Annotated in this window: 22 protein-coding genes; 14 read left to right on the top strand and 8 right to left on the bottom strand. The window is 65.0% G+C overall.

What is annotated here, in order from left to right; translation table 11 throughout:
- The first annotated feature begins 69 nt into the window (after positions 1–69).
- From C5L14_RS13260 to rnhA, 11 genes are all read left to right on the top strand, one after another.
- Positions 70–1632, top strand: a complete 1563-nt coding sequence (locus tag C5L14_RS13260; protein WP_105862493.1) for an FGGY-family carbohydrate kinase — start codon at positions 70–72, stop codon at positions 1630–1632.
- A gap of 143 nt (positions 1633–1775) precedes the next feature.
- Positions 1776–2795: a substrate-binding domain-containing protein gene (locus C5L14_RS13255; RefSeq protein ID WP_105862492.1), complete on the top strand. Its 1020-nt coding sequence runs from the start codon at positions 1776–1778 to the stop codon at positions 2793–2795.
- A 97-nt stretch (positions 2796–2892) separates the two neighbouring features.
- The gene (locus tag C5L14_RS13250) at positions 2893–3879 is read left to right on the top strand and encodes an ABC transporter permease (protein ID WP_105862491.1); all 987 of its coding nucleotides are present in this window, start codon (positions 2893–2895) and stop codon (positions 3877–3879) included.
- Positions 3879–4676, top strand: coding sequence for an ATP-binding cassette domain-containing protein (locus C5L14_RS13245; protein ID WP_105862490.1), 798 nt, complete (start codon positions 3879–3881; stop codon positions 4674–4676). Before C5L14_RS13250 ends, C5L14_RS13245 begins: the two co-directional genes overlap by 1 nt.
- A 690-nt stretch (positions 4677–5366) precedes the next feature.
- Entirely contained in the window at positions 5367–7118 is a 1752-nt protein-coding gene (locus tag C5L14_RS13235; RefSeq protein ID WP_105862488.1) for an ABC transporter permease, read from the top strand.
- 18 nt (positions 7119–7136) lie between these two features.
- Positions 7137–8471: an AAA-associated domain-containing protein gene (locus C5L14_RS13230; RefSeq protein ID WP_210203235.1), complete on the top strand. Its 1335-nt coding sequence runs from the start codon at positions 7137–7139 to the stop codon at positions 8469–8471.
- Between the two features lie 223 nt (positions 8472–8694).
- The gene (locus C5L14_RS13225; RefSeq protein ID WP_245443375.1) at positions 8695–9765 is read left to right on the top strand and encodes a sensor histidine kinase; all 1071 of its coding nucleotides are present in this window, start codon (positions 8695–8697) and stop codon (positions 9763–9765) included.
- Between the two features lie 4 nt (positions 9766–9769).
- Positions 9770–10420: a response regulator transcription factor gene (locus tag C5L14_RS13220; protein WP_105862487.1), complete on the top strand. Its 651-nt coding sequence runs from the start codon at positions 9770–9772 to the stop codon at positions 10418–10420.
- Between the two features lie 62 nt (positions 10421–10482).
- Entirely contained in the window at positions 10483–11472 is a 990-nt protein-coding gene (ispH, locus tag C5L14_RS13215) for a 4-hydroxy-3-methylbut-2-enyl diphosphate reductase (RefSeq protein ID WP_209431945.1), read from the top strand.
- A 170-nt stretch (positions 11473–11642) separates the two neighbouring features.
- Positions 11643–12608: a homoserine kinase gene (locus C5L14_RS13210; RefSeq protein WP_105862486.1), complete on the top strand. Its 966-nt coding sequence runs from the start codon at positions 11643–11645 to the stop codon at positions 12606–12608.
- Positions 12605–13078: a ribonuclease HI gene (gene rnhA, locus C5L14_RS13205; RefSeq protein WP_105862485.1), complete on the top strand. Its 474-nt coding sequence runs from the start codon at positions 12605–12607 to the stop codon at positions 13076–13078. The genes C5L14_RS13210 and rnhA overlap by 4 nt, the downstream gene beginning before the upstream one ends.
- Before the next feature lie 39 nt (positions 13079–13117).
- Here rnhA and C5L14_RS13200 read toward each other — a convergent pair whose 3' ends face one another.
- From C5L14_RS13200 to C5L14_RS13185, 3 genes are all read right to left on the bottom strand, one after another.
- Complete coding sequence (locus C5L14_RS13200) at positions 13118–13477, bottom strand: hypothetical protein (RefSeq protein ID WP_210203234.1); 360 nt, start codon at positions 13475–13477, stop codon at positions 13118–13120.
- 369 nt (positions 13478–13846) lie between these two features.
- A complete protein-coding gene (locus tag C5L14_RS13190; protein ID WP_105862483.1) occupies positions 13847–14329 on the bottom strand; it encodes a peroxiredoxin in 483 nt (160 codons plus the stop codon).
- Positions 14330–14425: 96 nt separating this feature from the next.
- Positions 14426–15268: a protein-disulfide reductase DsbD domain-containing protein gene (locus C5L14_RS13185; RefSeq protein ID WP_181161155.1), complete on the bottom strand. Its 843-nt coding sequence runs from the start codon at positions 15266–15268 to the stop codon at positions 14426–14428.
- A 167-nt stretch (positions 15269–15435) separates the two neighbouring features.
- Here C5L14_RS13185 and C5L14_RS13180 point away from each other — a divergent pair, with 167 nt between their 5' ends.
- Together C5L14_RS13180 and C5L14_RS13175 are read left to right on the top strand one after the other, a co-directional pair.
- A complete protein-coding gene (locus C5L14_RS13180; RefSeq protein WP_068291605.1) occupies positions 15436–16053 on the top strand; it encodes a YqgE/AlgH family protein in 618 nt (205 codons plus the stop codon).
- A 138-nt stretch (positions 16054–16191) separates the two neighbouring features.
- A protein-coding gene (locus C5L14_RS13175; protein WP_105862481.1) for an IS630 family transposase occupies positions 16192–17141 on the top strand; the annotation gives its coding sequence in 2 pieces (ribosomal slippage) (positions 16192–16539 and positions 16542–17141; 948 coding nt in all).
- Positions 17142–17193: 52 nt separating this feature from the next.
- Here the strand turns inward: C5L14_RS13175 and C5L14_RS13170 are convergent.
- On the bottom strand, positions 17194–20076 hold the full coding sequence (locus tag C5L14_RS13170) for an EAL domain-containing protein (protein WP_428832623.1): 2883 nt from the start codon (positions 20074–20076) through the stop codon (positions 17194–17196).
- Positions 20077–20470: 394 nt separating this feature from the next.
- Between C5L14_RS13170 and galU the strand changes: the two genes are divergently transcribed.
- Positions 20471–21346 (top strand): UTP--glucose-1-phosphate uridylyltransferase GalU, encoded by an 876-nt coding sequence (gene galU / locus C5L14_RS13165; RefSeq protein WP_105862480.1) that lies wholly within the window; start codon positions 20471–20473, stop codon positions 21344–21346.
- A 75-nt stretch (positions 21347–21421) separates the two neighbouring features.
- On the opposite strand, the gene C5L14_RS13160 is transcribed toward galU, so the two are convergent.
- The 4 genes from C5L14_RS13160 to thrC are packed head-to-tail and all read right to left on the bottom strand — an operon-like array spanning position 21422 to position 25132.
- Positions 21422–21814 carry a cupin domain-containing protein gene (locus C5L14_RS13160; protein WP_105862479.1) on the bottom strand — a complete coding sequence of 131 codons (393 nt, stop codon included), beginning with the start codon at positions 21812–21814 and terminating at the stop codon, positions 21422–21424.
- Between the two features lie 54 nt (positions 21815–21868).
- Entirely contained in the window at positions 21869–22456 is a 588-nt protein-coding gene (locus C5L14_RS13155; protein ID WP_105862478.1) for a GNAT family N-acetyltransferase, read from the bottom strand.
- Positions 22457–22463: 7 nt separating this feature from the next.
- The gene (locus tag C5L14_RS13150) at positions 22464–23723 is read right to left on the bottom strand and encodes a M16 family metallopeptidase (RefSeq protein ID WP_105862477.1); all 1260 of its coding nucleotides are present in this window, start codon (positions 23721–23723) and stop codon (positions 22464–22466) included.
- Complete coding sequence (gene thrC / locus C5L14_RS13145; RefSeq protein WP_105862476.1) at positions 23720–25132, bottom strand: threonine synthase; 1413 nt, start codon at positions 25130–25132, stop codon at positions 23720–23722. Before thrC ends, C5L14_RS13150 begins: the two co-directional genes overlap by 4 nt.
- Positions 25133–25153 lie beyond the last annotated feature (21 nt).

The raw sequence follows: 25153 nt of genomic DNA, 5'->3' as shown, positions 1-25153 counted from the left end.
CGACGCGTCTTTGCGATTGGCGGCGTTTCCCGTCGGATCGCAAACCGCTCGTGCGGGAAAGGCACAGCCATGACACGCCGCTATCTGATCGGCCTCGACTATGGCACGGAATCGGCGCGCGGCGTGCTTGTCGATGCCGACAGCGGCGAGCAGCTCGCCAGCCATGCCGTACCCTATCGACACGGCGTGATGACCCGCCTGCCGGATGGGGCAGCCTTGCCGCCGCTCTGGGCGCTCCAGAATGCGGACGACTATGTCGAGGCAGCGCGGGAAATTCTGTCCGCTCTCGGCCGCGACAGGCAGATCGAGGGCATCGGCCTCGGCTTCACCGCCAGTTCGCCGCTGCCGGCCACGGCCGACGGTGTGCCGCTCTCCCGCCTGCATCCGGGGGAACCGCATGCCTATGTCAAGCTGTGGAAGCATGGTGCCGCCCAGGCCGAGGCCGAGGCCATCAATGCCCGGGGAGGGGCCTTCCTCGATAATTTCGGCGGGAAACTCTCGGCTGAGTGGCTGCTGGCCAAGGCGGCGCAAATGGCGGAGGAAGCACCGCAGTTGTGGCGGGAAACCGAGCGCTTCATCGAGGCGGGTGACTGGCTCGTCTGGCAATTGACGGGCGGGGAGACGCGTAGCCTCGGCTTTGCCGCCTACAAGGCGCAATATGCCGAAGGGGCCGGCTATCCCGACGGCATCGTCCCGGGGCTCGCCGATCGCCTGAGCGCGCCGCGACGGGTCGGCACCTCCGCGGGTGGGCTGTCGGCGGCCTGGCGCGAGCGCACCGGCATTCGCGGCCAGGCGGCGGTCGCCGTGGCAGTGATCGATTCCCATGTCGTCTTGCCGGCTGTCGGCGGCGTCACCGATGGCTGCCTCGTCGGGGCGCTCGGCACCTCCGCCGTCTATCTCATGCTCGGCCGCGCGTTCCGGCCCTTGCCCCAGGGCATCGAGGGCGTGGCCTTCGACGGATCGGTGCGTGACCTCTGGTGCTATGAATCGGGGCAGGCCGGCTTTGGCGATACGCTCGCCTGGTTCGTCAAGACCTTTCCGCGCGCCGCTGAAGCGGCGGAGAATTTCAGGCTCTACAATGAAGAGGCGGCCGGTCTCGCGCCGGGTGCCAACCACCTCCTGGCGCTCGACTGGTGGAGCGGCAACCGCGTGCCGCTGGCCGATTCCGGCCTCAGCGGCCTGCTCGTCGGCCTGACCACGGGAACCACGGCTGCCGGCATCTATCGGGCGTTGCTGGAGTCGCTCGCCTATGGCGCGCGCAGCATTCAGGATCTCTTCATCGCCGGAGGCTTCGGCATCGATCGCCTGATCCTGTCGAGCGGCCTCGCCCGCAACAATCCCCTGCTGGTGCAGATCATGGCCGATGTCTTCGGGCGGGAGGTCGAGGTTCCCGAAATCGACAATCCCACAGCTGTCGGGGCCGCCATCCATGGCGCCGTCGCAGCCGGCGTCGTGGCCGATTATCCCGAAGGCGGCGCGAGGTTCGGCGCGCGGGCGTTCAAGACCTACCGGCCGGACGCGCGGGCCGCATCCGTCTATGCCGAACTCTATCGCAACTACGCCGCTTTGGCAGGCGATGCATCGCTGCGGGCCGCCATGCACGCGCTCAACCGGATCGGGACTGTTCGATAGCCGGTGGCGGATCGTTATGCCTGAAAACAGGCAAAATAAATTTGCATTCATTCAGCGATGATGCATTAATCCGCTGCCGATGACGGAAAAGCCGTCGTCGAGAAGAGAGCGCCAAGCTCCATTCATAAATCTGGGAGGATTTCATGTCAGCGCTCCGCCTGAGCCGCATCTTTGCATCCACCGCCTTTGCCACCACGGCCGCTCTCGGCTTTGCCGTGTTTTCGTCCCTCGCCACGGCCGACAGGGCCGAGGCGGCTGGCGAGGTGATCGTCGGCCTGGTCACCAAGACCGAGGTCAACCCCTATTTCGTCAAGCTGCGCCAGGCCGCCGAGGCCGAGGCCAAGAAAAAGGGCCTCAAGCTGATCGCCCGCTTCGGCAAGTTCGACGGCGACAATGAAGGCCAGGTCGCGGCGATCGAGGACCTGATCTCCGCCGGCGCCAAGGGCATCCTGGTGACGCCGAACAACTCCACGGGCATGCTCGGCATCATCAAGAAGGCGCGCGATGCCGGCATTCTGGTGATCGCTCTGGACACGGCGACCGATCCGGCCGATGCGGTCGACGCCACCTACGCCACCGACAATTTCGAGGCCGGCGTCAAGCAGGGCACCTATGCCAAGAAGGCGATGGGCGACAAGAAGCCGGTGCTCGCCATGCTCGACGGCACGCCGGGCGGCACCGTTGATACCTTCCGCCACAATGGCTATCTGCAGGGCTTCGGCATCAAGGAGGGCGACCCGGTCATCGCCGGCTCCGCCATCACCAATGGCGCGCAGGACAAGGGCCAGACCGGCATGGAGAATCTCCTGTCGAAGAATGGCGACATCAATGTCGTCTATACCATCAATGAGCCGGCCGCGGCCGGCGGCTATGCGGCGCTGAAATCCTTCGGCAAGGCCAAGAGCGTGATGCTGACCTCGATCGACGGCTCCTGCCAGGGCGTGAAGGACGTCAAGTCCGGCAAGGTCGCCGCCACCGTGATGCAGTTCCCCTACAAGATGGCAGTGGCCGGCGTCGATGCCGTCGCCGAATACGCCAAGACCGGCAAGAAGCCGAGCGGCTTCATCAACACCGGTTCGGAATTGATCACCGACAAGCCGATGCCCGGCCTCGACTCCAAGGACACCGCCTGGGGCCTGAAAAACTGCTGGGGCGGCGAATAGGCTGAAGATCAACGGAGTTGGGCGCGGCAAACCTTCTCCCGCAAGGGGAGAAGGCTAGTCGCGTTTCTCTCTGCAAGACCGTATCGTCGAGGATCGCATGAGCACGACCACGGTTCCCGCGCCCGAAGAGAAGCGCAGCCTCCTGGCGCGCATCTTCGCGGTGCCTTCGGCTGGACCCTTCCTGGTATTGGCGCTGTTCTGCGTCATTTTCGCCAGCATCAACGAGCGCTTCCTCGCTCTGCAGAACATCTCGCTGATCCTGCAGCAGACCGTGGTGGTCGGCACGCTGGCGATCGGCCAGACTCTGATCATCCTGACGGCAGGCATCGACCTCGCCGTCGGCGCGATCTGCGTGCTCGGCACCATCGTCGCAGGCAAAATGGCGACGCTCGGCTATGATCCCGTCCTGTCCATGGGGGCGGCGATTCTGCTCTGCACCCTGTCAGGCACCGTCGCCGGCGGTCTGATCAGCGGCCTGAAGCTGCCGCCCTTCATCGTCACGCTCGGCACGCTCGGCATCATCACGGCCGCGCTTCGCCTGATCTCGGCCGGCGGCGCCTTCCCGGTCGACGACGAATTCCTGAGTTGGACCGGCAATGGCGAACTCATCGGCGGCTTCGTGGTGACCTATGGCGTCCTCGCCATGCTGCTGCTCTATGCCCTGGTCTGGTATCTCCTGAACCAGACCAAATGGGGCCGCCACGTCTATGCCATCGGCAACAATCCCGAGGCGGCGCGGCTGGTCGGCATCCCCGTCAGGCGGCACTTGCTTTCGGTCTATGTTTTGGCCGGCCTGCTCTATGGCATCGCTGCCTGGCTGGCGCTCGGCCGTATTCCCAATGCCGATCCCAATTCGCTGCAGACGGCCAATCTCGACTCCATCACCGCCGTGGTGATCGGCGGCACCTCGCTGTTCGGTGGCCGGGGCGGTCTCGTCGGCACGCTGATCGGCGCCCTCATCGTGGGCGTGCTGCGCAACGGGCTGACGCTGGCCGGCATCGATCCGCTCTGGCAGGACCTGATCACGGGCATCCTGGTGATCGTGGCGGTGGCCTTCGACCAGCTTTCGCGTGGGAGGCGCTGATGACGGCATCCGCTTCTGCCGAGGTCGTCCTCGAGGCTCGCGATATCGTCAAGCGCTACGGTCACGTCACGGCGCTGGACGGGGTGGATTTCGAGCTGCGCAAGGGCGAGATCCTCGCCGTCGTCGGCGACAACGGCGCCGGCAAGAGCTCCCTGATCAAGGCGCTGACCGGCGCCCTCAAGCCCGACAGCGGCGAGATCCTGCTGGACGGCCAGCCGGTGCATTTCAAGGGGCCGCTCGATGCCCGCCATCGCGGCATCGAAACCGTCTACCAGGATCTGGCGGTGGCGCCGGCCCTCGACATCTCCTCGAACCTCTTCCTCGGGCGCGAATTGCGCATGCAAGGCGTGCTCGGCACCGTGTTCCGCCGCCTCGACAAGACGCGCATGCGCGAAGAAGCTCGCAAGGCGATGGCGGAACTCAAGTTCCGGCTGCCGTCGATCCACAATGCCGTGGAGGCCCTTTCGGGCGGCCAGCGCCAGGGCGTGGCAGTGGCCCGCGCAGCCCTGTTCGCCAAGAAGCTGGCGATCATGGACGAGCCGACGGCGGCCCTCGGCGTGCGCGAGACCGGCCAGGTGCTGGAACTGATCCGCGCCATCCGCGATCGCGGCCTGCCGGTCGTGCTGATCAGCCACAACATGCCCAACGTGTTCGAACTGGCCGACCGCATCCACATTATGCGCCTGGGGCGCCGGGCCGCGGTGGTGAGCCCCAAGACCCATTCGATGGCCGATGTGGTGGCCATCATGACCGGCGCGGCCAAGGTCGAAGATTTCGAGAAGCGCGGGCAGGGGTGATGCCGCCGGAGGCCTTGGGCCGAGCCGGAGCCTAGCAAGGCGCGACCCATACCAAGGTATTGTTTGCACACACCAAAGCACCGTTGACGCCGCTTTGGGGCAGTGACAGAAGGGCTCCGTATCTGCGGTGCCCGGCACCTTGGATAACACCCGAAAAATCAGCTGTGGAAGCTCATGGACAACGATCGCAGTAGCCGTCCGGCTTCGGCTTCCAGCCATCGCCGGAGGGGTGCGCCATCGATCTGGAACGCCGGCGGTCTCGCGCGCCGGGCGATGACCGGCCGGCTCTAGTCCGCGTCGGCTTGCCTCGCGGGTGTGGCCAAAGGCGGCCCGACGAGGTGAAACATGAACAACGTCATTCCGCTCCGTGACCGAGTCGCGGCCGCCACGCCGGCTGTTCGCGGCGCCGTCATCCCTGTCGTCCGGGGCAGGGGGCAGAAGGTTGCGCCTGGCGCGATCCGCGCCGCTCTCCGGCCTTCCTGCCTCCTGAATCCGGACACGGGACGTCTCGAATGCCGCTGGGACCTGTCCGGTTGCCAGGGCGGGGCGGATGCCTCCCAGCTCCTTTGTTCGAAATGCGCCGGAACGGCCGCCGACTGGCGCTGAGCGTCTCCCTGTGCGGGCGCCGCAAGAGCCTGCCTTCCTTCCAACATTCCGCCTCCACGACCTTGCCTTCCCACGAGGTTCGCCATGGTTTTCCTGCCCCATGACCGGTCCGGTCAGCGCTCCGTCGCGGCTTTCGCCCGCGGGCGCCTCCTGCCCAATCTCTATGATGTGATTGCCTGCGGGCTGGTGATCGCGCTCATCGCCCTGGTGCTGCATGGCGCCTCTGCGATGGAAACACCGCTGGACGCCCTCTCCGTTTCTCCGGTTTCGCTCGATCCGGCCCGTCTGCCGGACTATGCGCTGCGCACCACATTGCGCATGTTCGCCGCCATCATCGCCTCGCTGGTCTTCACCTTCACGGTGGCCACGCTGGCGGCCAAGAGCCGGCGGGCGGAGCTGATCATCATCCCGGCGCTTGACATCCTGCAGTCGGTTCCGGTGCTCGGCTTCCTGACCTTCACGGTCACCTTCTTCATGGGCTTGTTTCCCGGCAGCCAGCTCGGAGCGGAATGCGCCTCGATCTTCGCGATCTTCACCAGCCAGGCCTGGAACATGGCCTTCTCCTTCTACCAGTCCCTGCGCACGGTGCCCGGCGACCTGGACGAGGTGAGCCGTGGCTTCAGGCTGTCCGGCTGGCAGCGCTTCTGGCGCCTCGAGGCACCGTTCGCGGCGCCGGGGCTGATCTGGAACACCATGATGTCGATGTCCGGCGGCTGGTTCTTCGTGGTCGCCTCCGAAGCGATCACGGTGGGCGACACCACCGTGCAGCTTCCCGGTATCGGCTCCTTCCTGGCGCTCGCCATTGACCAGAAGAATTTCGTGGCGGTGGCATGGGCCGTGGCGGCCATGGCCATCCTGATCGTGCTCTACGATCAGCTCCTGTTCCGGCCGGTGGTGGCCTGGGCCGACAAGTTCCGCGTCGAACAGACGGCCAGCCAGCAAAGGCCGCGCTCCTGGGTCTATGACCTCGTCCGCCACACCCGGCTGATGAAGCGCCTGGCCGCCCCGCTGGTCCGGGGCTGGCAGCGCCTGATGCTGGTGGGTACCGGACGATCGGGATGGGCATCCTTTCGCCGCGCGCGGACGGCTTCGCCCTGGATCGACCGCCTGTGGCTCGGCCTCGTCCTGGCCGTCACAACCTGGGGAATCTTCCTGGCGATTGCCTATATGCGCCAGACCCTGTCCTGGACCGATGCCCTCGAGGCGCTGGGCGGCGGCCTGGTCACACTGCTGCGCGTCATCGTCCTCATCGCGGTGGCAAGCCTGATCTGGGTTCCCATCGGCGTGCTGATCGGCCTGCGCCCGGCTCTGGCCGAGCGGGTCCAGCCCATGGCGCAGTTCCTCGCCGCCTTCCCGGCAAACGTGCTGTTTCCCTTCGCCGTGATCGCCATCGTCGCGACCGGGGCAAGCCCGGACATCTGGCTGTCGCCGCTGATGGTGCTGGGGACGCAGTGGTACATCCTGTTCAACGTCATCGCCGGCGCGAGCGCTTTTCCGACGGACCTCAGGGAAGCGGCCTCGATCTACCAGATCCGGTCCTGGACCTGGTGGCGCTGGGTGATGCTGCCGGGAATCTTTCCCTATTACGTGACCGGCGCTCTCACGGCCTCTGGTGGCTCCTGGAACGCCAGCATCGTCGCCGAATTCGTGAATTGGGGAAACACCAGGCTCCAGGCCTACGGCCTCGGCTCCTACATCGCCAGGGCGACCGAGGCGGGAGACTTTCCGCGCGTCGTGCTCGGCATCGCCGTGATGTCGCTCTTCGTCACCACGTTCAACCGCCTGCTGTGGCGCCCGCTCTATGTGTTCGCGGAACGCCGCCTGCGCCTCGACTGAATTTCCGGAGATATCGCCATGAATGCTCCCGTCACCATGAATGCTCCCCTCGCCATCAAGAATGCCCCGCTGGTTTCGGTCCTCGGCGTGCGCCAGACCTATGACAAGGGCGGATCGAGCCCGCTTGTCGTGCTCGACAGGGTCGACCTCACGCTGCAATCCGGCGAAATCGTTGGCCTGCTCGGCCGCTCCGGCTCCGGCAAGTCCACGCTGTTGCGCGCGATCGCCGGCCTGATCCGGCCCAGCGAGGGCAGCGTTTCCTTCCGTGGCGAGCCGGTCAGTGGCACAAGCAGCGGCATTTCGCTGGTCTTCCAGAGCTTTGCCTTGTTCCCCTGGCTCACCGTGCAGCAGAATGTCGAGCTCGGCCTCGAGGCGCAGGGGGGCCTGCCGGCCGAGCGCCGCAAGCGGGCTTTGGCTGCGATCGACCTGATCGGGCTCGACGGCTATGAGAATGCCTATCCCAAGGAGCTGTCGGGCGGTATGCGCCAGCGCGTCGGCCTCGCCCGGGCGCTGGTGGTGCATCCCAGGCTGCTCTTGATGGACGAGCCCTTCTCGGCCCTCGACGTGCTCACCGCCGAGACCCTGCGCACGGATCTGCTCGATCTGTGGTGCGAGGGCCGCATGCCGATCGAGGCCATCCTGATGGTCACCCACAATATCGAGGAGGCGGTGCTGATGTGCGATCGCATCCTGATTTTCGGCTCCAATCCGGGCCGGGTGATCGGCGAGGTCCGTGTCGAGCTGCCACAGCCGCGCAACCGGCTCGATCCGGCCTTCCGGGCCCTGGTGGAAGACATCTATGCGCGCATGACCGCCCGTCCGGGTTCGGTTCCGGCGCGGGAGGGGCTTTTCCCCGGCACCGGCATCGCCATGGTGCTGCCCAAGGTTTCGTCCAACGAACTCGCCGGCCTGATCGAAGCGGTGGCGGCCGCCCCCTATCACGGCAAGGCGGACCTGCCACCCCTAGCCGCCGGCCTGCATCTGGAGATCGACGAGCTCTTCCCGGTGGCGGAGACCTTGCAGCTGCTGCGCTTTGCCGAGCTGGAGGGCGGTGATATTCGTCTTACGGCCGCCGGGAAGCGCTTTGCCGAAAGCGAGGTGGACGAGCGCAAGCGCCTGTTTGCACAGCAATTGGCGACCTATGTGCCGCTTGCGGCTCATATTCGCCGCATCCTCGACGAAAGGCCGAGCCATCGGGCACCCGCCCGCCGCTTTCGCGACGAATTGGAGGATCACATGTCGGAGGACTATGCCGCCGGTACCGTACGCGCCGTGATCAGCCTCGCCCGGTATGCCGAGTATTTCGCCTATGACGAAGCGGCGGATCTTTTCACGCTGGAGAACCCGAGCTGAACGCCTGGCGACGCGGCGCCTTTTCTTTCGCAACCAAGTGCTGCCGCCGGAGACGAGAGGCTTGCTTCGCATGGCTGGAGGCCTCAACAAGGTGGGCGCGGTGCTGCTGCGCCGACATCTGCAGTGGCATTCCCGCCATCGTGCCTGACGGATGAGGCCGTGGGTTCAGCGCCGGCGGCGGTGGTGGCGCGGGACAGCCCTTCCATCATGGGGAACGCAGCCGGTGAAACGCGAACGCCCGGGATCGACCGTCGACATGCCGCTGCTGTGGTTCGCCATGGCCGGGCTGGCCTTGCTCATTTTCGTGGCCGATACGGTCACCGACCTGGAAATCGCCGTCGCGGTGCTGCATGTGGTCGTGGTGCTGATCTCGGTCTGGACGGGACGGCCGCGGACCGTGCTGATCGTCGGATTGGCCTGCAGCCTGCTGACCGTGCTCAGCTTCTTCATGACGGTGAGAGGCGATACCGAGGCGGGTATCGCCAACAGCTCCCTCAGCCTGGTGGCCATCGGCGCGACTACCTATCTCGCCATCCGGATCGAGCTTGCCGATCTCGCCGTGCGCCGCGCAGAGGCGGACCTCGCCCGCATCTCGCGCATCACCATGCTGGGTGAACTCACGGCCTCCATTGCCCATGAGGTCAGCCAGCCCCTGGCGGCCATTGGCGCCAGCAGCAATGCTGCGCTGCGCTGGCTCTCGGCCTCGCCGCCCAACCAGGCCGAGGCCCGGCATGCCCTCAATCGGATCGTGGAAGCCGCCGAGCGGGCGGGCGAAGTGGTGGAAAGGGTGCGTCGCCTGGTGCGCCGTGCCCCTCCATCCCGCGAGCTCGTCGACATGATCGAGGTGATCGACGAGACACTGGCCTTGATGCGGGGCAAGCTGCGCGCGAACGCGATTCCGCTGCGGACAGAATTGCAGCATGGCGTGGTGCCGGTGATGGGCGACCGGGTTCAACTGCAGCAGGTCCTGCTCAACCTCATCGCCAATGCCGTCGAAGCGTCGCTGGAAGCGGAACAGGGAAATCGGGAGATTACGGTCAACGCCTCCGCCGATGACGGGGAGGTCAGCATCGGCGTTACCGATACCGGCCGTGGCTTGTCGGCGCAGGCCATGGACCATGTCTTCGATCCCTTCTTCACCACCAAGGAGGACGGTATGGGCATCGGATTGGCCATCAGCCGTTCCATCGTCGAAGCGCATGGCGGGCGCATAGAAGCCAGGGCCGCCGCGCCGCATGGAAGCACCTTTCGCTTTACTCTGCCGCTGGCGCGAGAGCGCAGACGCAAGGATTAGACCCATGCAAGGATTAGACCTGTCGGAAGAGATCGCGACTGTCTATGTGGTGGATGATGATCCCATGGTGCGGGATGGGCTGGACAGCCTGCTGAGATCGGTCGGCTACCGCGTCCGCTGCTTCGCCTCACCCCGCGAGTTCATGCAGTATCGGCACTCGGAGGGAGCGTCCTGCCTGGTGCTCGACATACGCATGCCCGGACAGAGCGGGCTCGACTTCCAGGCCGAACTGGCAAGGGCCGGGGATGCCATTCCCATCGTGTTCCTGACAGGCCACGGCGACGTGCCGATGTCGGTCCGGGCCATCAAGGCCGGTGCCATGGAATTCCTGCTCAAGCCCTTCCGTGAGCAGGATCTTCTCGACGCCGTGGCCGCTTGCCTGGACAAGAGCCGAGCACAGAGGGGCGAGACGGCCTTGATGGAGGATTTGCGCCGCCGCTATGCGACCCTGTCGCAGCGCCAGCAGGAGGTTATGGCGCTGGTGGTGCAGGGCCTGCTCAACAAGCAGACGGCCGGGGAACTGGAGTTGAGCGAGATCACCGTGAAGATCCATCGCGGCCAGGTCATGCGCAAGATGCAGGCCAACACGCTGGCCGATCTCATCCGCATGGCGGACCGCCTCGGGCTGCCCGCCAAACCGGCGGGGCGGGGATAGCGACGGCGATGTCGCCAAAGCGCTTGACGCGCCTTGCGGCGCAGCCCCATATCCGGGCCGAGATGATTGCTGAAAAACCCGCCCTCACCATTCTGCTCTGCTCCCCGCGCGGCTTCTGCGCCGGGGTGGTCAGGGCGATCGACGCCGTCGAGCAGGCCCTGAAGATCTATGGCCCGCCGGTCTATGTGCGCCATGAGATCGTGCACAACAAATATGTGGTCGAGAACCTCAAATCGAAGGGCGCGATCTTCGTCGAGGAGCTCGATGAGGTGCCTGAGACCCGTGCGCCGGTGATCTTCTCGGCGCATGGCGTCGCCAAATCGGTGCCGGCAGCGGCCGCGAGCCGCAATCTCTTCGCCATCGACGCCACCTGCCCGCTGGTGACCAAGGTGCACCGCGAGGCCGAGATCCACCACAAGCGCGGGCGCGAGATTGTGCTGGTCGGGCATCGCGGCCATCCCGAGGTCATAGGCACGATGGGGCAGCTACCGGACGGTGCCGTCAGCCTGATCGAGACGGTCGCCGATGTCGCCGCCTTCACGCCGTCCAATCCGGATGCGCTCGCCTATGTGACCCAGACCACGTTGTCGGTCGACGATACGCGCGACATCGTGGAGGCGCTGAAGGTCCGTTTCCCCTCGATCGTCGGCCCCCACAAGGAAGACATCTGCTACGCCACCACCAACCGCCAGGAGGCGGTCAAGGCCGTGGCGCCGCGGGTGGAGGCCTTCATCGTAGTGGGGGCGCCGAACTCCTCCAATTCGCAGCGCCTGCGCGAAGTGGCGGAGCGCTCGGGCTGTCTGATCTCGGAACTTGTGCAGCGCGCTTCGGATATCGATTGGAGCCGGTTCGGCTCGCTGAAATCCCTGGGTGTCGCCGCCGGCGCCTCCGCACCCGAGATCCTGGTCGAGGAAATCCTCGACGCTTTCGCGGAACGCTATACCATCACCGTCGAGACGGTCTCGACGGCCGACGAAAGCGTGTTCTTCCCGCTGCCTCGGGATCTGAGGGAGAACGACATGCGTAAAATCGCAGAAGATGTTGGCCGCTGATGGCCGTTTACGCCGCTCCGCCCGTCATTCCGCGCGCGATGCAGCATGCAATGCTGCGTCGCAGACGCGGGACCTCCCTGAAACTGCATTCCATTCGGCAAGCGATCCCGGATCTGCGGCGCAGCATTGCATGCTGCGCCGCGTCCGGGATGACCCGATGAGCTGGTACGATGGCCGTTTATACCGAAGTCAATGACGAGGATCTCGCCTGTTTCGTCGCCGAATACGACATCGGTGGGGTACTGGCCTGCAAGGGCATCGCCGAGGGCGTCGAAAACACCAATTACATCCTGCGCACCGAAAAGGGTGCCTATATCCTCACCCTCTATGAAAAGCGGGTGAGGCGCGACGATCTGCCCTTCTTCATGGCGCTGATGGAGCATCTGTCCGCGAGTGGCGTGACCTGCCCGACCCCGATCCGGCGCCGGAACGGCAAGGTGCTGGGGGAACTCGCCGGGCGGCCTGCCGCGCTGATCAGCTTCCTGGAAGGCGTCTGGATCAAGAAGCCCAATGTCGAGCATTGCGGCGCCGTCGGCCGCGCCCTCGCGGCCATGCACAACGCCACGCTGGGCTTCCCGATGGAGCGGCCCAACGCTTTGTCTCTCGCCGGCTGGGAAACGCTCTACAGCCAGGCGGATGGCCGGGCCGACAGCGTGCAGGCCGGGCTCGATGCCGCCATCGCCGAGGAACTCGCCTTTCACCGGGCGCATTGGCCGCAGGGGCTGCCGACCGGCGTCATTCATGCCGATCTCTTTCCCGACAATGTCTTCTTCCTCAAGGGGCGCCTTTCGGGCCTGATCGACTTCTATTTCGCCTGCACCGACATTCTCGCCTATGACGTCGCGATCTGCCTGAATGCCTGGTGCTTCGAACCCGACCACGCCTACAACGCCACCAAGGGCAGGGCGCTCCTGGCCGGCTATCGCGCGGTCAGGCCGCTGTCGGATGCCGAGATGGCGGCCATGCCGGTGCTGGCCCGGGGGTCGGCGCTGCGCTTCATGCTGACGCGCCTGGTCGACTGGCTCAACGTGCCGCCCGGCGCCCTGGTGAAGCCGAAGGACCCGTTGGAATATTGGAAGAAGCTGCGCTTCCACCAGCGCGTCGCCGGCCCGGCCGAATACGGGTTCGACCTATGACGGCAAAGAAGGTGACGCTCTATACCGATGGCGCCTGCTCCGGCAATCCCGGCCCCGGCGGCTGGGGTGCGATCCTGATGTTTGGCGAGCACCGCAAGACCCTGTGCGGCGGCGCGCTGGAGACCACCAACAACCGCATGGAACTGCTGGCGGCGATCGAAGGGCTGGAAGCCCTGAAGCGCGGCTGCGCCGTCGACCTGCACACAGACAGCCAATATCTCAAGAACGGCATCACCGGCTGGATCCATGGCTGGAAGCGCAATGGCTGGCGCACCGCCGACAAGAAGCCGGTGAAGAACGAGGACCTTTGGCGCCGCCTCGATACGGCGCTGGAGCGCCACGAGGTCGAGTTCCACTGGGTGAAAGGCCATGCCGGCCACCCGCTCAACGAGGAGGCCGACCGGCTCGCCCGGGAGGGCATGGCGCCCTATCTGCAGGAGAAGCGGGACAGGGCGGCGGCGTTGTCGTGATGCGAACGCTGTTGCAAATCCAGCAACGCCCCAGTCTACTTACTCAATGGGATCCAAGCCACTCTCTCCCTCATATGGGTTGATACCCGAGAAGAACCACTGAGCCAGATCATCCAAGCGCGTGCAGGCTTTCTGATAATAGTCTTGCGTGTACGTCCTTGGAAAATTCGGATGATCGACCCAGCTGCGGACGAACCACTGAGTGTACCAGAACCCTTCGGCCATCCATCGGTCAAGGACCTGCGTGCTTTCATGCTCCCTGCAGCATGCCTGCATTGCTGAAACCAGGTTTCCGAATGCTTGCCTGTCCCATTGTAAGTCGCTGCGCAGCCGCAGCACAAAAGATCCTTCGCCGGCTTGGAATTCGCGCTGCAGTGTTTGAAGATAGCCTTCCGACACGTGATCTCCCCGGATCGACCAAACTCAGCGATTACTTTAGCGTCTGACACCAACGATGTCGTCGAAATCAGGAATTTTGCAATAACGCATATCCCATTGAGATGAGCTTTGGTACGCCAGCGGGATCGCAATGGACCGTGAAAAAGTCGACACCTTGATCTTGGGTCTCACTGCATTGTCGAGCCCGACCAAGGCGTTATCGAGACCTGGCAATATGGTCTGGAGATGCTTCTCGCTCACGGCACGGACGGCCAGGATGATCTCCTGACCTTGCATTTCTACGTTACGGCGCCCACATTTTAGCAGTACCACATAGGTCGGCTGACCCAGTCCCATCTTCCGATGGAACTGGGAGAGCAGCCCTCCTAATCAGATCGCCGCAAGCAGCGTCTCGGCGCCGGAAATGTCGAGCTTGCCGCCGTCGTCGAGGTTGAGCACCTTCACCACGCCATCTTCCACCAGCATGGCATAGCGCTGCGAGCGCACGCCCAGGCCTGCGGCGACGCGGTCGAGCTCCATGCCGGTCGCCTTGGCGAAGTCACCGCTGCCATCGGCGAGGAATTCGATCTTGCCGAGGCCGCCCGTGGCCTTGGCCCAGGCCTGCATGACGAAGGCGTCGTTGACGGCGGTCACCGCCACCGTGTCGATGCCCTTGGCCTTGAAGGCATCGTAATGTTCCAGATACCCCGGCAGGTGGTTGCGGTGGCAGGTGGGCGTGAAGGCGCCTGGCACGGCGAACAGCACCACCTTCTTGCCGCCGAAGATGTCGGCCGTCGTCTTGGCCTCGGGCATGTCCTGCGTCACCAGACGGAAGGTCACATCGGGGAGTTTGTCGCCGGGCTTGATCGTCACTGCTATCTCCTTTGGTGACGCCATGGCGAAGGCTGCCCTGTCATCCCGGGCGCCTCTGCGCGGTCGGGATGGCCGGATCGCTGCCATGACGAGAGTCTACGGCAACCGATATAGGCTTTCGACGCCGGCCTCGCCAGTCGAGAGCGTGAAGCGCAGCTCGTTTCCGGCGAGGGTCGCACCCTTGGGCAGGCCTTCGAGCGGCAGCACGAAGCGCTGGGGATTGGCCTTGTCCGCCTTGTCGGCCGGTTCCGGCATCGGCAGGTACCATTTCATCGGCCCCTCCACGAACAGGGCCGAGGCGGAGGGGGCGCTGACATCGATGGTCAGGCGGGCCGGATTGGTTGCGGTATCCAGGCGGACCTGCTTGATGGCGAGGGTTTCAGTGGCGCCGATCTCACGCGATACCGGTACCTTCTTCATGGCTTGCTCGATCTCGGCGCTGCCTTCCCCTTTTTGTGTGCCCGGCGAGAGGATGACGTCGGCACTGCCCTTGGCCGGCACGCAGATCGTCTTGCAGGCGGCGTAGTCGAGGCCGAGGGCCAGCCTGACCGGCTTGGACGGATCGATCGCGCTGATCCTGAGGGGCAGCACGACTTCATCGTGATAGACGGCCGATGACGCGCCTTCCTGATCGTAGCGGCTCGGCGCCGGCCAGAGCACCGTCACCTCGCGCAGGTTCTCCGACCTGGACCAATCGAAGGTCGGGGGAATGCCGGCATCGCCCGGATTGCGCCAATAGGTCTTCCAGCCCGGCGCGAGCTGAATCGCCAGGCCGGCCAGTCCCTCGGGATGCGCCTGGCCGGGAAGCAGCTGGATGGCGGCGTGTGGATCCGACTGGCTTGGATCCGACTGGCTTGGATCCGACGAGCCGGCCTGGGCCGGCAGGGCGCAGCAGGCGAGAAACCAGGCGAGCACGAGAAGGGTTAGACGGTTGAGCATTCGGGTCGCTTGCGGGTCCAAACAGAGATTGTCGGCAGACGGATAACTGCGAATGGCCAATAGCGCCATGCACGAAGGCGTGACACTCTTGTGAAGCCTGCCACGGGCACTTCGCCAAGGTTGGCCAAATTTATGCCTTAACAAAGCCGATACGATGCGGCACCATCATGTCCATGACAGGGTATATTCCATTCGGCAGCGATTCATCCGGCGGATTTCTCGACGGCAAGATGCTCGTGGCTACGCCGTCCATGCAGGATGAGCGCTTCGCGCGCACGGTGATCTATATCTGTGCGCATTCGTCCGATGGTGCCATGGGCATCGTGGTCAACCAGCCGGCCAAGAACATCCGCTTTCCCGATCTGCTGAAGCAATTGGGCGTCATCGACGGGGTTTCGGACATGCGTCAACCGAGGGGCGCGCCGATCCGCATCGTCAATGGTGGCCCGGTCGAATCCGGCCGGGGATTCGTGCTCCATACCAATGACGTCTTCATCGACAATTCGACCATGCCGATCGAGGACAATATCTGCCTGACGGCGACGCTCGACATTCTGCGCAGCATCGCCATCGGGGAGGGGCCGGAACAGGCCTTGCTGGCGCTGGGTTATGCCGGCTGGGGCGCCGGGCAGCTGGAACGCGAGATCCAGGCCAATGGCTGGCTGCATTGCGATGCCGATCCGGGGCTGCTGTTCGACGACCAGGTCGACACCAAATATACCCGGGCCCTGCGCAAGCTCGGCATCGAGCCCGGCCTGTTCTCGCGGGATGCCGGCCACGCGTAATCCCTGGGACCGCCGGCTTTCAGCCGGCTCTTGGAACCGCTACGAATTTAGAGCAGGGTGATTTTTGGTTGAATCGTTGGATTCCCAAATCGATTGAGAAGTGATTCAAGATAGCTGCGGCGGAGGAGGCCGCAGCGAATGGCAGTTCCTTATTCGATGGACCTTCGTGAGCGGGTTGTTCGAGCGGTCAAGGAAGAAGGGTTTTCGCGCAACCAGGCGGCGTTGCGTTTTGGCATAGCGGTTTCGACGGCGGTGCTTTGGCTGCAGCGGGACAAGGCAAACGGCAGTGTGGCGCCGGGGAAGATGGGGGGCCATAAGCCGCGCGCGATCAGCGGTGAGCATCATGACTGGCTGGTTGGGCGCTGCCGAGACGGAAGTGCCTTCACGATCGCCAAGTTGATCAAGGAATTGGCCGAGCGCGGGCTCAAGGTCGACCATCACAGTGTGTGGAATTTCCTGCACGAGCAGAAGCTGAGTTTTAAAAAAGGACGCTGGTCGCCAGCGAGCGCAGCCGGCCCGACGTCGCCCGGCGCCGGCAGCAATGGATCAAATACCGTCCCCTGATCACCCCCGAGCGGCTTGTGTTCATCGACGAAACTTGGACCAAGACCAACATGGCCCCGCTCCGCGGCTGGAGCAAATGCGGTGAGCGGCTCGAGGCCGTCGTTCCCCATGGCCATTGGAAGACCCAGACCTTCATTGCCGCTCTGCGCCATGATCGGGTGGAAGCACCCTGGGTCCTGGATGGTCCGATCAACGGCGAGAGTTTCCGCACCTATGTGGAAACCCAACTGGTTCCAACCTTGAAGCCGGGCGACATCGTCGTCATGGACAATCTTGGCTCCCACAAGGGAAAGCAGGTACGCCAAGCCATCCGAGAGGCAGGAGCAAAGCTGCTATTTCTGCCCAAATACTCCCCCGATTTGAACCCAATCGAGCAGTTCTTCGCCAAACTCAAACACTGGCTGCGCCAAGCCGCCGCTCGTTCTCTCGATGAGCTCACGCACGCCATCCAGCACATCTTGCAGCAGACCAAACCCTGCGAATGCGCGAATTTCTTCGCTAACGCAGGATATGATCGAACCTAATTTCATAATGCTCTAGGATGGGAAGAGCCGGCTGAAAGCCGGCGGTCCCGGGCTACGCCCTCAGCCGCACCGGCCCGGCGATCAGCCTGCGGGCCTCCTCCGCCGTCACGGGATCGCCGAAGGCCTCGCCCTGGGCGAACTGGCAGCCGAGCTCGCCCAGCTCTTCGGCATCGCTGTCGGCCTCGGCGCCATCGGCGATGATCTCCATGCCGAGATCGCCAGCCATCGCGATGATCGAGCGCAGGATCACCGGCCGGCCGCGGTCGCCTTCCTTGACGAAGCTCGGATCGATCTTGAGCATGTCGAAGGGGAAGCGCTGGAGATAGGACAGGCTGGAATAGCCGGTGCCGAAGCCGTCCATGGCGAGGCCCACGCCGAGATCGCTGAGCTGGGCCAGGATCTGTGCGGCATATTCGGGATTTTCCATCACCAGGCTCTCGGAGACCTCGAGCTTGAGCGAGCCGCGCTCGATGCCCGCCCGGGCCATCACCGCCTTGATGTCCTGCACGAGGTCCTGCCGCAGCAATTGCCGGCTGGAGATGTTGACCATGCCGAACAAGGGCGGCTCGACCTCGACGAGGCGCTGCCAGATCGAGAGCTGGCGGGCGGTGCGGTCGAGCACGAACAGGCCGACATCGACGATCAGCCCCGTCTCCTCGGCCATGGCGTTGAACTCGCCTGGCGGCAGGCGGCCGAGCTTGGGATGCTCCCAGCGCACGATCGCCTCGAAGCCGGCAATGGTGCGATCCTGCAGGCGCACCACCGGCTGGAACAAGACCTTGAGCTCGTCGCGTTCGATCGCCCGTCTCAGATCGGCTTCCAGGGAGGAACGATCCGGCCGCTCGACCCGCATGGCCGCCCGGAAGATCTCGATGCGATCGCCGCCGATCTTCTTGGCGTTGTACATGGCGATCTCGGCGTCCTTGATCAGTTCGTCCGCCTTGACCGGAGCCTGGGGATCATACATCGCCACGCCGATCGAGGCGGTGAGGAAGATCTCGCGGTCGGCCACGGCGATGGGCGCGCGCAGCGAGCGGCGAATCGACTCGGCGAAGGCCGATATCCGCTCCGGATCGGGTTCCGACAGCAGAAGCACGCCGAACTGATCGCCGAAGATGCGGCAGACACTGTCGCGGGGCTTCATGAGGCGCGAAAGACGGCGTGACACCGTCAGCAGGATCGAATCACCGACGGAATGGCCGACGGCATCATTGACCTGCTTGTAGCGGTCGAGGTCGAGGATCAGCACGGTCGGCTTGGTGGTGCCGTCCTGCTTGGCCTGGATCAATGCCGCTTCCAGCCGGTCGGTGAAGAGCTCGCGGTTGGGCAGGCCGGTCAGATTGTCCCTGACGGCATCGTGCAGCAGGCGCTCCTCGGCCGTCTTCTGCTCGGTGACATCGGAGACGGTGCCCACGCAGCGCACCACCTCGCCGTCGGAACCGACCACCGGCCGGGCCTTGAGGTTGAGCCACATATAGTGGCCGTCGGCGGCCCGAATGCGGAAATCCAGGCTGACACGGCCGCGGCGCTGGTCGATCACCGCGTCGAGTGCGGTGCGGAAGCGGTCGCGGTCGAAGATATGCACGAGTTCGAGCCAGTCGGCGGCAGGCCCGTCGAGCGCACCCGGGGCGACGCCGAGCAACTGGTCCGCCTCCGGGCTGACATAGATGCGATCGGCCGGCACGTCCCAGTCCCAGACCACATCGCCCGAGCCGGTGAGGGCGAGGGCCTTGCGTTCGGTATCGGTCATCAGGCCGGGCGCGAAGGCGCTGCCGGCAAAGGCATGCTGCATCACCGTGAAGCCGATCAGCATCACCACCAGCACCAGGCCGCCGGTGAGGGCCGGCTGCACCAGGTCGTTGGTGAGATGGCCCATGATGGTCAATCCCGCCGCCGCCACCCAGCCGAGCAGCAGCGTCCAGGTGGGTATCAGCATCACGGCCCGGTCATAGCCGTAGAAGGCCAGCAGCAGGATGATCAGGAGACCGACGACGGCCAGGGTGGCGATGGAGATGCGGGCGACGCCGGCGGCGACGGGGGCGTTGATCACCGCCAGGCCGACGAGGGCGGCGAGGGCGGTGAGCCAGAGCGCCGAGACCACGGAGTAGCGCACATGCCAGCGGTTGAGATTGAGATAGGCGAACAGGAAAACGAGGAGCGTGGCCGAGAAGACAGCCTCGGCACCCGCGCGCCACACCCTGTCTCCATCCGGCGGAATGGCGAGGAATTTGTGCAGGAAACCGAAATCGATGGCCAGATAGGCCAGCACCGCCCAGGCCAGCGCTGCGGCCGCGGGAAACATCGCGGTGCCCTTCACCACGAAGGCGATGGTGAGGAACAGGGCGAGCAGACCGGCGATGCCGAGCACGATGCCCTTGTAGAGGGTGAGCGAGTTGACCTTGTCCTTGTAGGCGTCGGGGTCCCACAGGAAGAGCTGGGGCAGCTTGGAGGTGCGCAATTCGGCCACGAAGGTCACGCGCGAGCCCGGATCGAGCGTCACGCGGAAGACATCGGCGTCGTCATCCTCCTGCCGTTCGGGCTGGAAACCCTGGCTGGGCGTGATTTCCGCGATGCGCGAGGCGCCGAGATCCGGCCAGACCAGGCCCGAGCCGACCAGGCGGAAATGCGGCGCCACCACGATGCGGTCGATCTGCTCGTCCGTGGTGTTGGCGAGGGCGAACACGATCCAATGCGGATTGGCGCCCGGCTGTTTCGAGCGCACCTCGATACGGCGCACGATGCCGTCGGCGCCGGGAGCGGTCTGGATCTGGATGCGGTCACCCTGGCTGGAATAGCTTTCGACGGCGGGCAGCAGATCGATGGCATCGACCTCGCCGTTGACGTCCACCGGTTCCAGGGCATGCGCAACGCCGCCGACCATCGCCATGACGAGCATCATGACTACAGAGGCTGCGACGACGCGAATGAACTGCAACATACGATCTCCAGCCAGGCGCCCGGCGCCCCTCGCGCCTCACCCTGGTTCATCTCACTTCGAAGGGCCTGCCCACCTGCCACTCAATTGTGTCGAGAAGCAGTAGCCAGCAATGCGAAATTGGGCAAGCTGCGCCGATCGGATTCCTGTTGGCGGAATCAGAGGGGATGATGGAGGCCGGCCTCTTGCCTCCCATCGCTCCGGCTGCGGCGGGCAGAAATCGGTGGGAAGTTGTTGGTGATTTCGGATCCACCTCATTTTTGACGCTTGAGGCAGGCAAGGGCGAGATTGCTGCAAGGCCCGAGTCTGAGTAGGGTCTTATAAACCGTTCCTTCATCCGAGGGGGCAATAAGAACAACCAACCTTCCCCAAGGGCACGTATCAAAGGTTTCCAATGACGCGCATTCGCAAAGCTGTATTTCCCGTCGCCGGCCTCGGCACGCGTTTTCTGCCTGCCACGAAGTCGGTGCCCAAGGAGATGCTCACCGTGGTGGACAAACCCGTCATCCAGCATGTGGTGGATGAAGCCCGCGAAGCCGGCATCGAGCACTTCATTTTCGTGACCGGCCGCAACAAGGGAGTGATCGAGGATCATTTCGACATCGCCTTCGAACTCGACGCCACGCTCAAGGAGCGCGGCAAGATGGAGGCCTATGAGGAACTGCAGCGCGCCCTGCCGGCCGCCGGGCAGACCAGCTTCACGCGCCAGCAGGCCCCGCTCGGCCTCGGCCATGCCGTCTGGTGCGCGCGCGAGATCGTCGGGCGCGAGCCTTTCGCGCTGCTGCTGCCCGACATGCTGCATCACGGCAAGGGCAAGGGATGCCTGGCGGAGATGGTGGAGGCCTATGACAAGGTCGGCGGCAACCACATCGCCGTGTTCGAGGCGCCGGAGGACCAGACGCATCAATATGGCATCGTCGGCAAGGGCGAGAGCGTCGGCGGCAATGCTTTCGAGATCACCCAGATGGTGGAAAAGCCCAAGAAGGGCACCGCGCCTTCCAACCTGGCGGTCTCCGGCCGCTACATCCTGCAGCCCGAGATCTTCGATCTCCTGGAAAAGCAGGAGCGCGGCGCGGGCGGCGAGATCCAGCTTACCGATTCCATGCTCAAGCTCGCCCAGGGTCAGAAATTCTACGGTTCGATCTTCAAGGGCCGCATCTACGACACCGGCATGAAGATCGGCTTCCTCACCGCCAATATCGCCTATGCGCTCGAGCGCGAGGGCCTTGGCGACGAGCTGAGGGCCGCGCTGAAGACCCTGCTGGGCTGATGAGGTTCTGAATGAAATGGCCCGGGAAACCGGGCCATTTTTCTGGGTGCGGACTTCGTGTCGCGATGTCCGGCCTCAATCGGAAAATTCGTAGATCACGTCTGAAAAGCGGCCTGTCGGGAAGACATAGAAGAGTCGGAGCTCGGCATCGCCTTCGTTGCGCAGCGAGTGCCAGGCCTGGCCGGGAATGAAGATCGCCGCTCCCTTGCCGACGGGGCTCTCCAGGCCGTCGACCGTGAGCACGCCGTTGCCTTCCAGGATGAAATAGAGCTCCGCTTCGGCGTGGCGGTGCGGCGGGTTGGTGCCGCCGGGCGGCAGGATGGCGATCCCCGCGCTGAGGCTGTCCGTGGGCGTGATGTCCGCGCTGAACAGCGTGTGCCAGGCCACGCTCCCCTTGGCAGGATCGTCCCAGGCCTCCCGCGGCCGCTCTTCCGCCCGGGTGATGACGGTCTGCGATGCGCCGGTCATGATGCCCTCCGCGTGGTGATGGCCGTGAAGTTGCGATCCGGTCCCCGGAAGGCCTCAGCGGATCTCGTCGCTCGACAGGATGGCGTAGAGCAGATGGTCGCGCCAGGCGCCGGCGATGCACAGATAGGAGCGGGCATAGCCCTCGCGGATGAAGCCGACGCGCTCCAGGAGACGGATCGAGGGGCCGTTCTCCGGCAGGCAGGCGGCTTCCACCCGGCGCAGGCGCAGCGTGCCGAAGGCATAGGGCAGCAATGCGCGCACGGCGTCGCTCATCAGGCCCTGGCCGGCATGGGCCTGGCCCATCCAATAGCCGAGCGAGCCGGTCTGCGCCACGCCGCGGCGGATCTGGCCGAGGGTGAGGCCGCCGACCAGCGCGCCGTCATCGGAGCGGAAGATGAAGAAGGGGTAGGCGGCGTCCGCCCTCGCATCCTGACCATAGCGCTTGATCCGCGCCCGAAAGGCCGGGCGGGTCAGGTCGTTGGGCGGCCAGGTCGGCTCCCACGGGCGCAGGAATTCCCGGCTTGCGCCCCGCAAGGCGGCCCAGGCCTCGAAATCGCGCATTTCCGGGGCCCGCAACTCGACCTTCTCGCCACGGACCGGCGGTATGACGTCGGCGAAGGAGAAGGGCCGCAGGAAGGACATGCACGCCTCATGCCGCCAGATGGCTGCGGATCTTGTCGAGGCGGGGCAATGTCCTGACAGGGCCGAGCGCCGCCAGGGTCGGCGGCGAGGCCAGCACGGCCTCGCCGGCCTTGCGCACGTCGTCGGCGGTGACCGCGTCGATCTTGGCGATCAATTCCGCCGGCGGCAGGGGCCGGCCCCAGATCAGCATGTGGCGCGCCATCTGCTCGGCGCGCATGGCCGAGGATTCGAGCGCCATCAGAAGGCCCGCCTTCATCTGCGCCTTGGCACGGGCGATTTCGGCTTCGGTCGGAGCCGAGGCAGCGGCAGCCACGGTATCCAGGATCACCGGCACGAGATCTTCGAGGTCTTCGGCGCCGGCGCCGGCCGATATGCCGAAGATGCCGGTATCCGCATAACCCCACTGAAAGGCATAGACCTGATAGCACAGGCCTCTTTTCTCGCGCACCTCCTGGAACAGGCGCGAGGACATGCCGCCGCCGACCAGATTGGTGAAGATGCCGAGAGCCGGGCTCAGGTCATCCTTGTAGGAACGGCCGCCAAAGCCGATCAGCACATTGGCCTGCTCGTGATCGGTTTCCATCACGTCCTCGCCGCCGCGATAGATCGCCGAAGCGGGCTCCGGGCCGCTGCCCTCGGGCAGGTGGGCGAACAGGCGGCCCGCCTCCTCGACGACGCGATCATGATCGACGGCCCCTGCTGCGGCGACCACCATGCGGCCGGCCCGGTAATGGGTGTCGAGATAGGCCTGGATCGCCTGGCGGTCGAACGACATCACCGTCTCGGGCGTGCCGAGGATGGGGCGGCCGAGGGGCTGGTGCGGAAATGCGGCCTGGTTGAACATGTCGAAGACCAGGTCGTCCGGCGTATCCTCGACGGCGCTGATCTCCTGCAGGATGACGTTCTTCTCCCGCGCCAGCTCGTCGGAATCGAAGACGGATTGGGTGAGGATATCGGCCAGGATGTCGAAGCCGAGGCCGACATCTTCCTTCAGCACACGGGCGTAGTAGGCGGTCTGCTCGCCCGATGTCGCGGCATTGAGTTCACCGCCTGCGCTTTCGATCTCCTCGGCGATGCGCTTGGCGTCACGGGTTCGCGTGCCCTTGAATGCCATATGCTCGAGGAGATGGGCGAGGCCATGCTCCTTCTCGCCTTCCGAGCGGGCGCCGGCGCCGGCGAAGACACCGAGCGAAGCGGTCTCGAGATGGCTCATCGCGTCGGTGACGACGGTCAGGCCCGAGGGGAGGTGGGTAACTTCGACGCTCATGCGGCGGCACCCTGTGCCGCGCGGGAATGCTTGCGGACGAAGGCCTCCAGCACTCCAAGGTCATTGGGCAGGACGGTAAAGCGCTCGGGCCGCTCATAGAGATCGGCAAGAGCATCCGGCAGCTTGGGTTCGACGCCGGAGGCATCCTTCACGGCGGTTGGGAACTTGGCGGGATGGGCGGTGCCGAGCACGACCATGGGCACGCGGCGATCGGGTTCGGCTTTCCACGCCGCCATCACGCCGACGGCCGTGTGCGGATCCAGGAGATAGCCGGCATTGCGCCAGACCATCCCGATCGTCTTGCCGACCTCCTTCTCGTCGGCGCGCTCGGCGTCGAACTCCGCACAGATGGCGTCATAGGCGCCTTCGTCGATCTCGAAGGCTCCGGACTGGGCAAGGTTGCCCATCAGGCGGCGCACCTGGCCGGCATCGCGGCGATAGGCGTCGAAGAGCAGCCGTTCGAAATTGGAGGAGACCTGGATATCCATCGAGGGAGAGGAGGTCTCCGTCACGCCGCGCGCCTCGTAGACGCCGGTCGCGATGGTGCGCGCCAGGATGTCGTTGACATTGGTGGCGATCAGGAGCCGCTCGATCGGCAGGCCCATGCGCTTGGCGACGTAGCCGGCGAAAATATCGCCGAAATTGCCCGTGGGCACCGAGAAGGACACTTTGCGATGCGGTGCGCCCAGGGCCACCGCGGCGGTGAAATAATAGACGATCTGGGCCACGATGCGGGCCCAGTTGATGGAATTGACACCCGACAGGCCGATCTCGTCGCGGAATTCGAGATGGTTGAACATCGCCTTCAACTGCGCCTGGCAATCGTCGAAATTGCCCTCCAGCGCAACCGCATGGACATTGGCGGCATTGACCGTGGTCATTTGCCGGCGCTGCACCTCGGAGACGCGGCCATGCGGATAGAGGATGACGATGTCGACCTGTTCGAGGCCGCGGAAAGCCTCGATGGCGGCGCTGCCGGTGTCGCCCGAGGTGGCGCCGACGATGGTGGCGCGCTTGTTGCGGGCCTTCAGGGCATGATCCATCAGCCGGGCGAGCAACTGCATCGCCACGTCCTTGAAGGCGAGGGTGGGGCCGTGGAACAGTTCCTGCACGAAAAGATTGTCGCCGATCTGCACCAGCGGCACGACGGCCGGATGGCCGAAGCTGCCATAGGCTTCCTGGATCATCCGGCGCAGGGCCGCCGGCTCGATCTCACCGCCGACGAAGGGCGAGATCACCGCCTCGGCCACTTGCCAATAGGGCTTGCCCGCAAAGGCGGCGATCTGGGCGTGGGACAGAACCGGCCAATGCTGCGGCACATAGAGCCCGCCGTCGCGGGCAAGACCGGCGAGCAGGGCATCGCAAAAGCCGAGAACGGGGGCTTCGCCCCGCGTGGAGACATAGTGCACGGTTCTATCCTTTCGGTGCCG

Origin of the sequence: Labrys okinawensis, from assembly GCF_002982075.1 — a bacterium.
In the GTDB taxonomy this organism is placed as follows: Bacteria; Pseudomonadota; Alphaproteobacteria; order Rhizobiales; family Labraceae; genus Labrys; species Labrys okinawensis_A.
The sequence above is the reverse complement of the archived record's forward strand: the minus strand, read 5'-3'. Positions and strand labels throughout refer to the sequence as shown.

Bases quoted from the DNA above. Each gene is read 5' to 3' on its own strand.
- C5L14_RS13155 (WP_105862478.1), bottom strand. From the start codon at position 22,456: ATGTCCTTCCTGCGGCCCTTCTCCTTCGCCGACGTCATACCGCCGGTC.
- C5L14_RS13160 (WP_105862479.1), bottom strand. From the start codon at position 21,814: ATGACCGGCGCATCGCAGACCGTCATCACCCGGGCGGAAGAGCGGCCG.
- galU (WP_105862480.1), top strand. From the start codon at position 20,471: ATGACGCGCATTCGCAAAGCTGTATTTCCCGTCGCCGGCCTCGGCACG.
- C5L14_RS13150 (WP_105862477.1), bottom strand. From the start codon at position 23,723: ATGAGCGTCGAAGTTACCCACCTCCCCTCGGGCCTGACCGTCGTCACC.
- C5L14_RS13245 (WP_105862490.1), top strand. From the start codon at position 3,879: ATGACGGCATCCGCTTCTGCCGAGGTCGTCCTCGAGGCTCGCGATATC.
- C5L14_RS13255 (WP_105862492.1), top strand. From the start codon at position 1,776: ATGTCAGCGCTCCGCCTGAGCCGCATCTTTGCATCCACCGCCTTTGCC.
- C5L14_RS13250 (WP_105862491.1), top strand. From the start codon at position 2,893: ATGAGCACGACCACGGTTCCCGCGCCCGAAGAGAAGCGCAGCCTCCTG.
- C5L14_RS13185 (WP_181161155.1), bottom strand. From the start codon at position 15,268: ATGCTCAACCGTCTAACCCTTCTCGTGCTCGCCTGGTTTCTCGCCTGC.
- C5L14_RS13235 (WP_105862488.1), top strand. From the start codon at position 5,367: ATGGTTTTCCTGCCCCATGACCGGTCCGGTCAGCGCTCCGTCGCGGCT.
- C5L14_RS13230 (WP_210203235.1), top strand. From the start codon at position 7,137: ATGAATGCTCCCGTCACCATGAATGCTCCCCTCGCCATCAAGAATGCC.
- C5L14_RS13210 (WP_105862486.1), top strand. From the start codon at position 11,643: ATGGCCGTTTATACCGAAGTCAATGACGAGGATCTCGCCTGTTTCGTC.
- ispH (WP_209431945.1), top strand. From the start codon at position 10,483: ATGATTGCTGAAAAACCCGCCCTCACCATTCTGCTCTGCTCCCCGCGC.
- rnhA (WP_105862485.1), top strand. From the start codon at position 12,605: ATGACGGCAAAGAAGGTGACGCTCTATACCGATGGCGCCTGCTCCGGC.
- C5L14_RS13180 (WP_068291605.1), top strand. From the start codon at position 15,436: ATGTCCATGACAGGGTATATTCCATTCGGCAGCGATTCATCCGGCGGA.
- C5L14_RS13260 (WP_105862493.1), top strand. From the start codon at position 70: ATGACACGCCGCTATCTGATCGGCCTCGACTATGGCACGGAATCGGCG.
- C5L14_RS13220 (WP_105862487.1), top strand. From the start codon at position 9,770: ATGCAAGGATTAGACCTGTCGGAAGAGATCGCGACTGTCTATGTGGTG.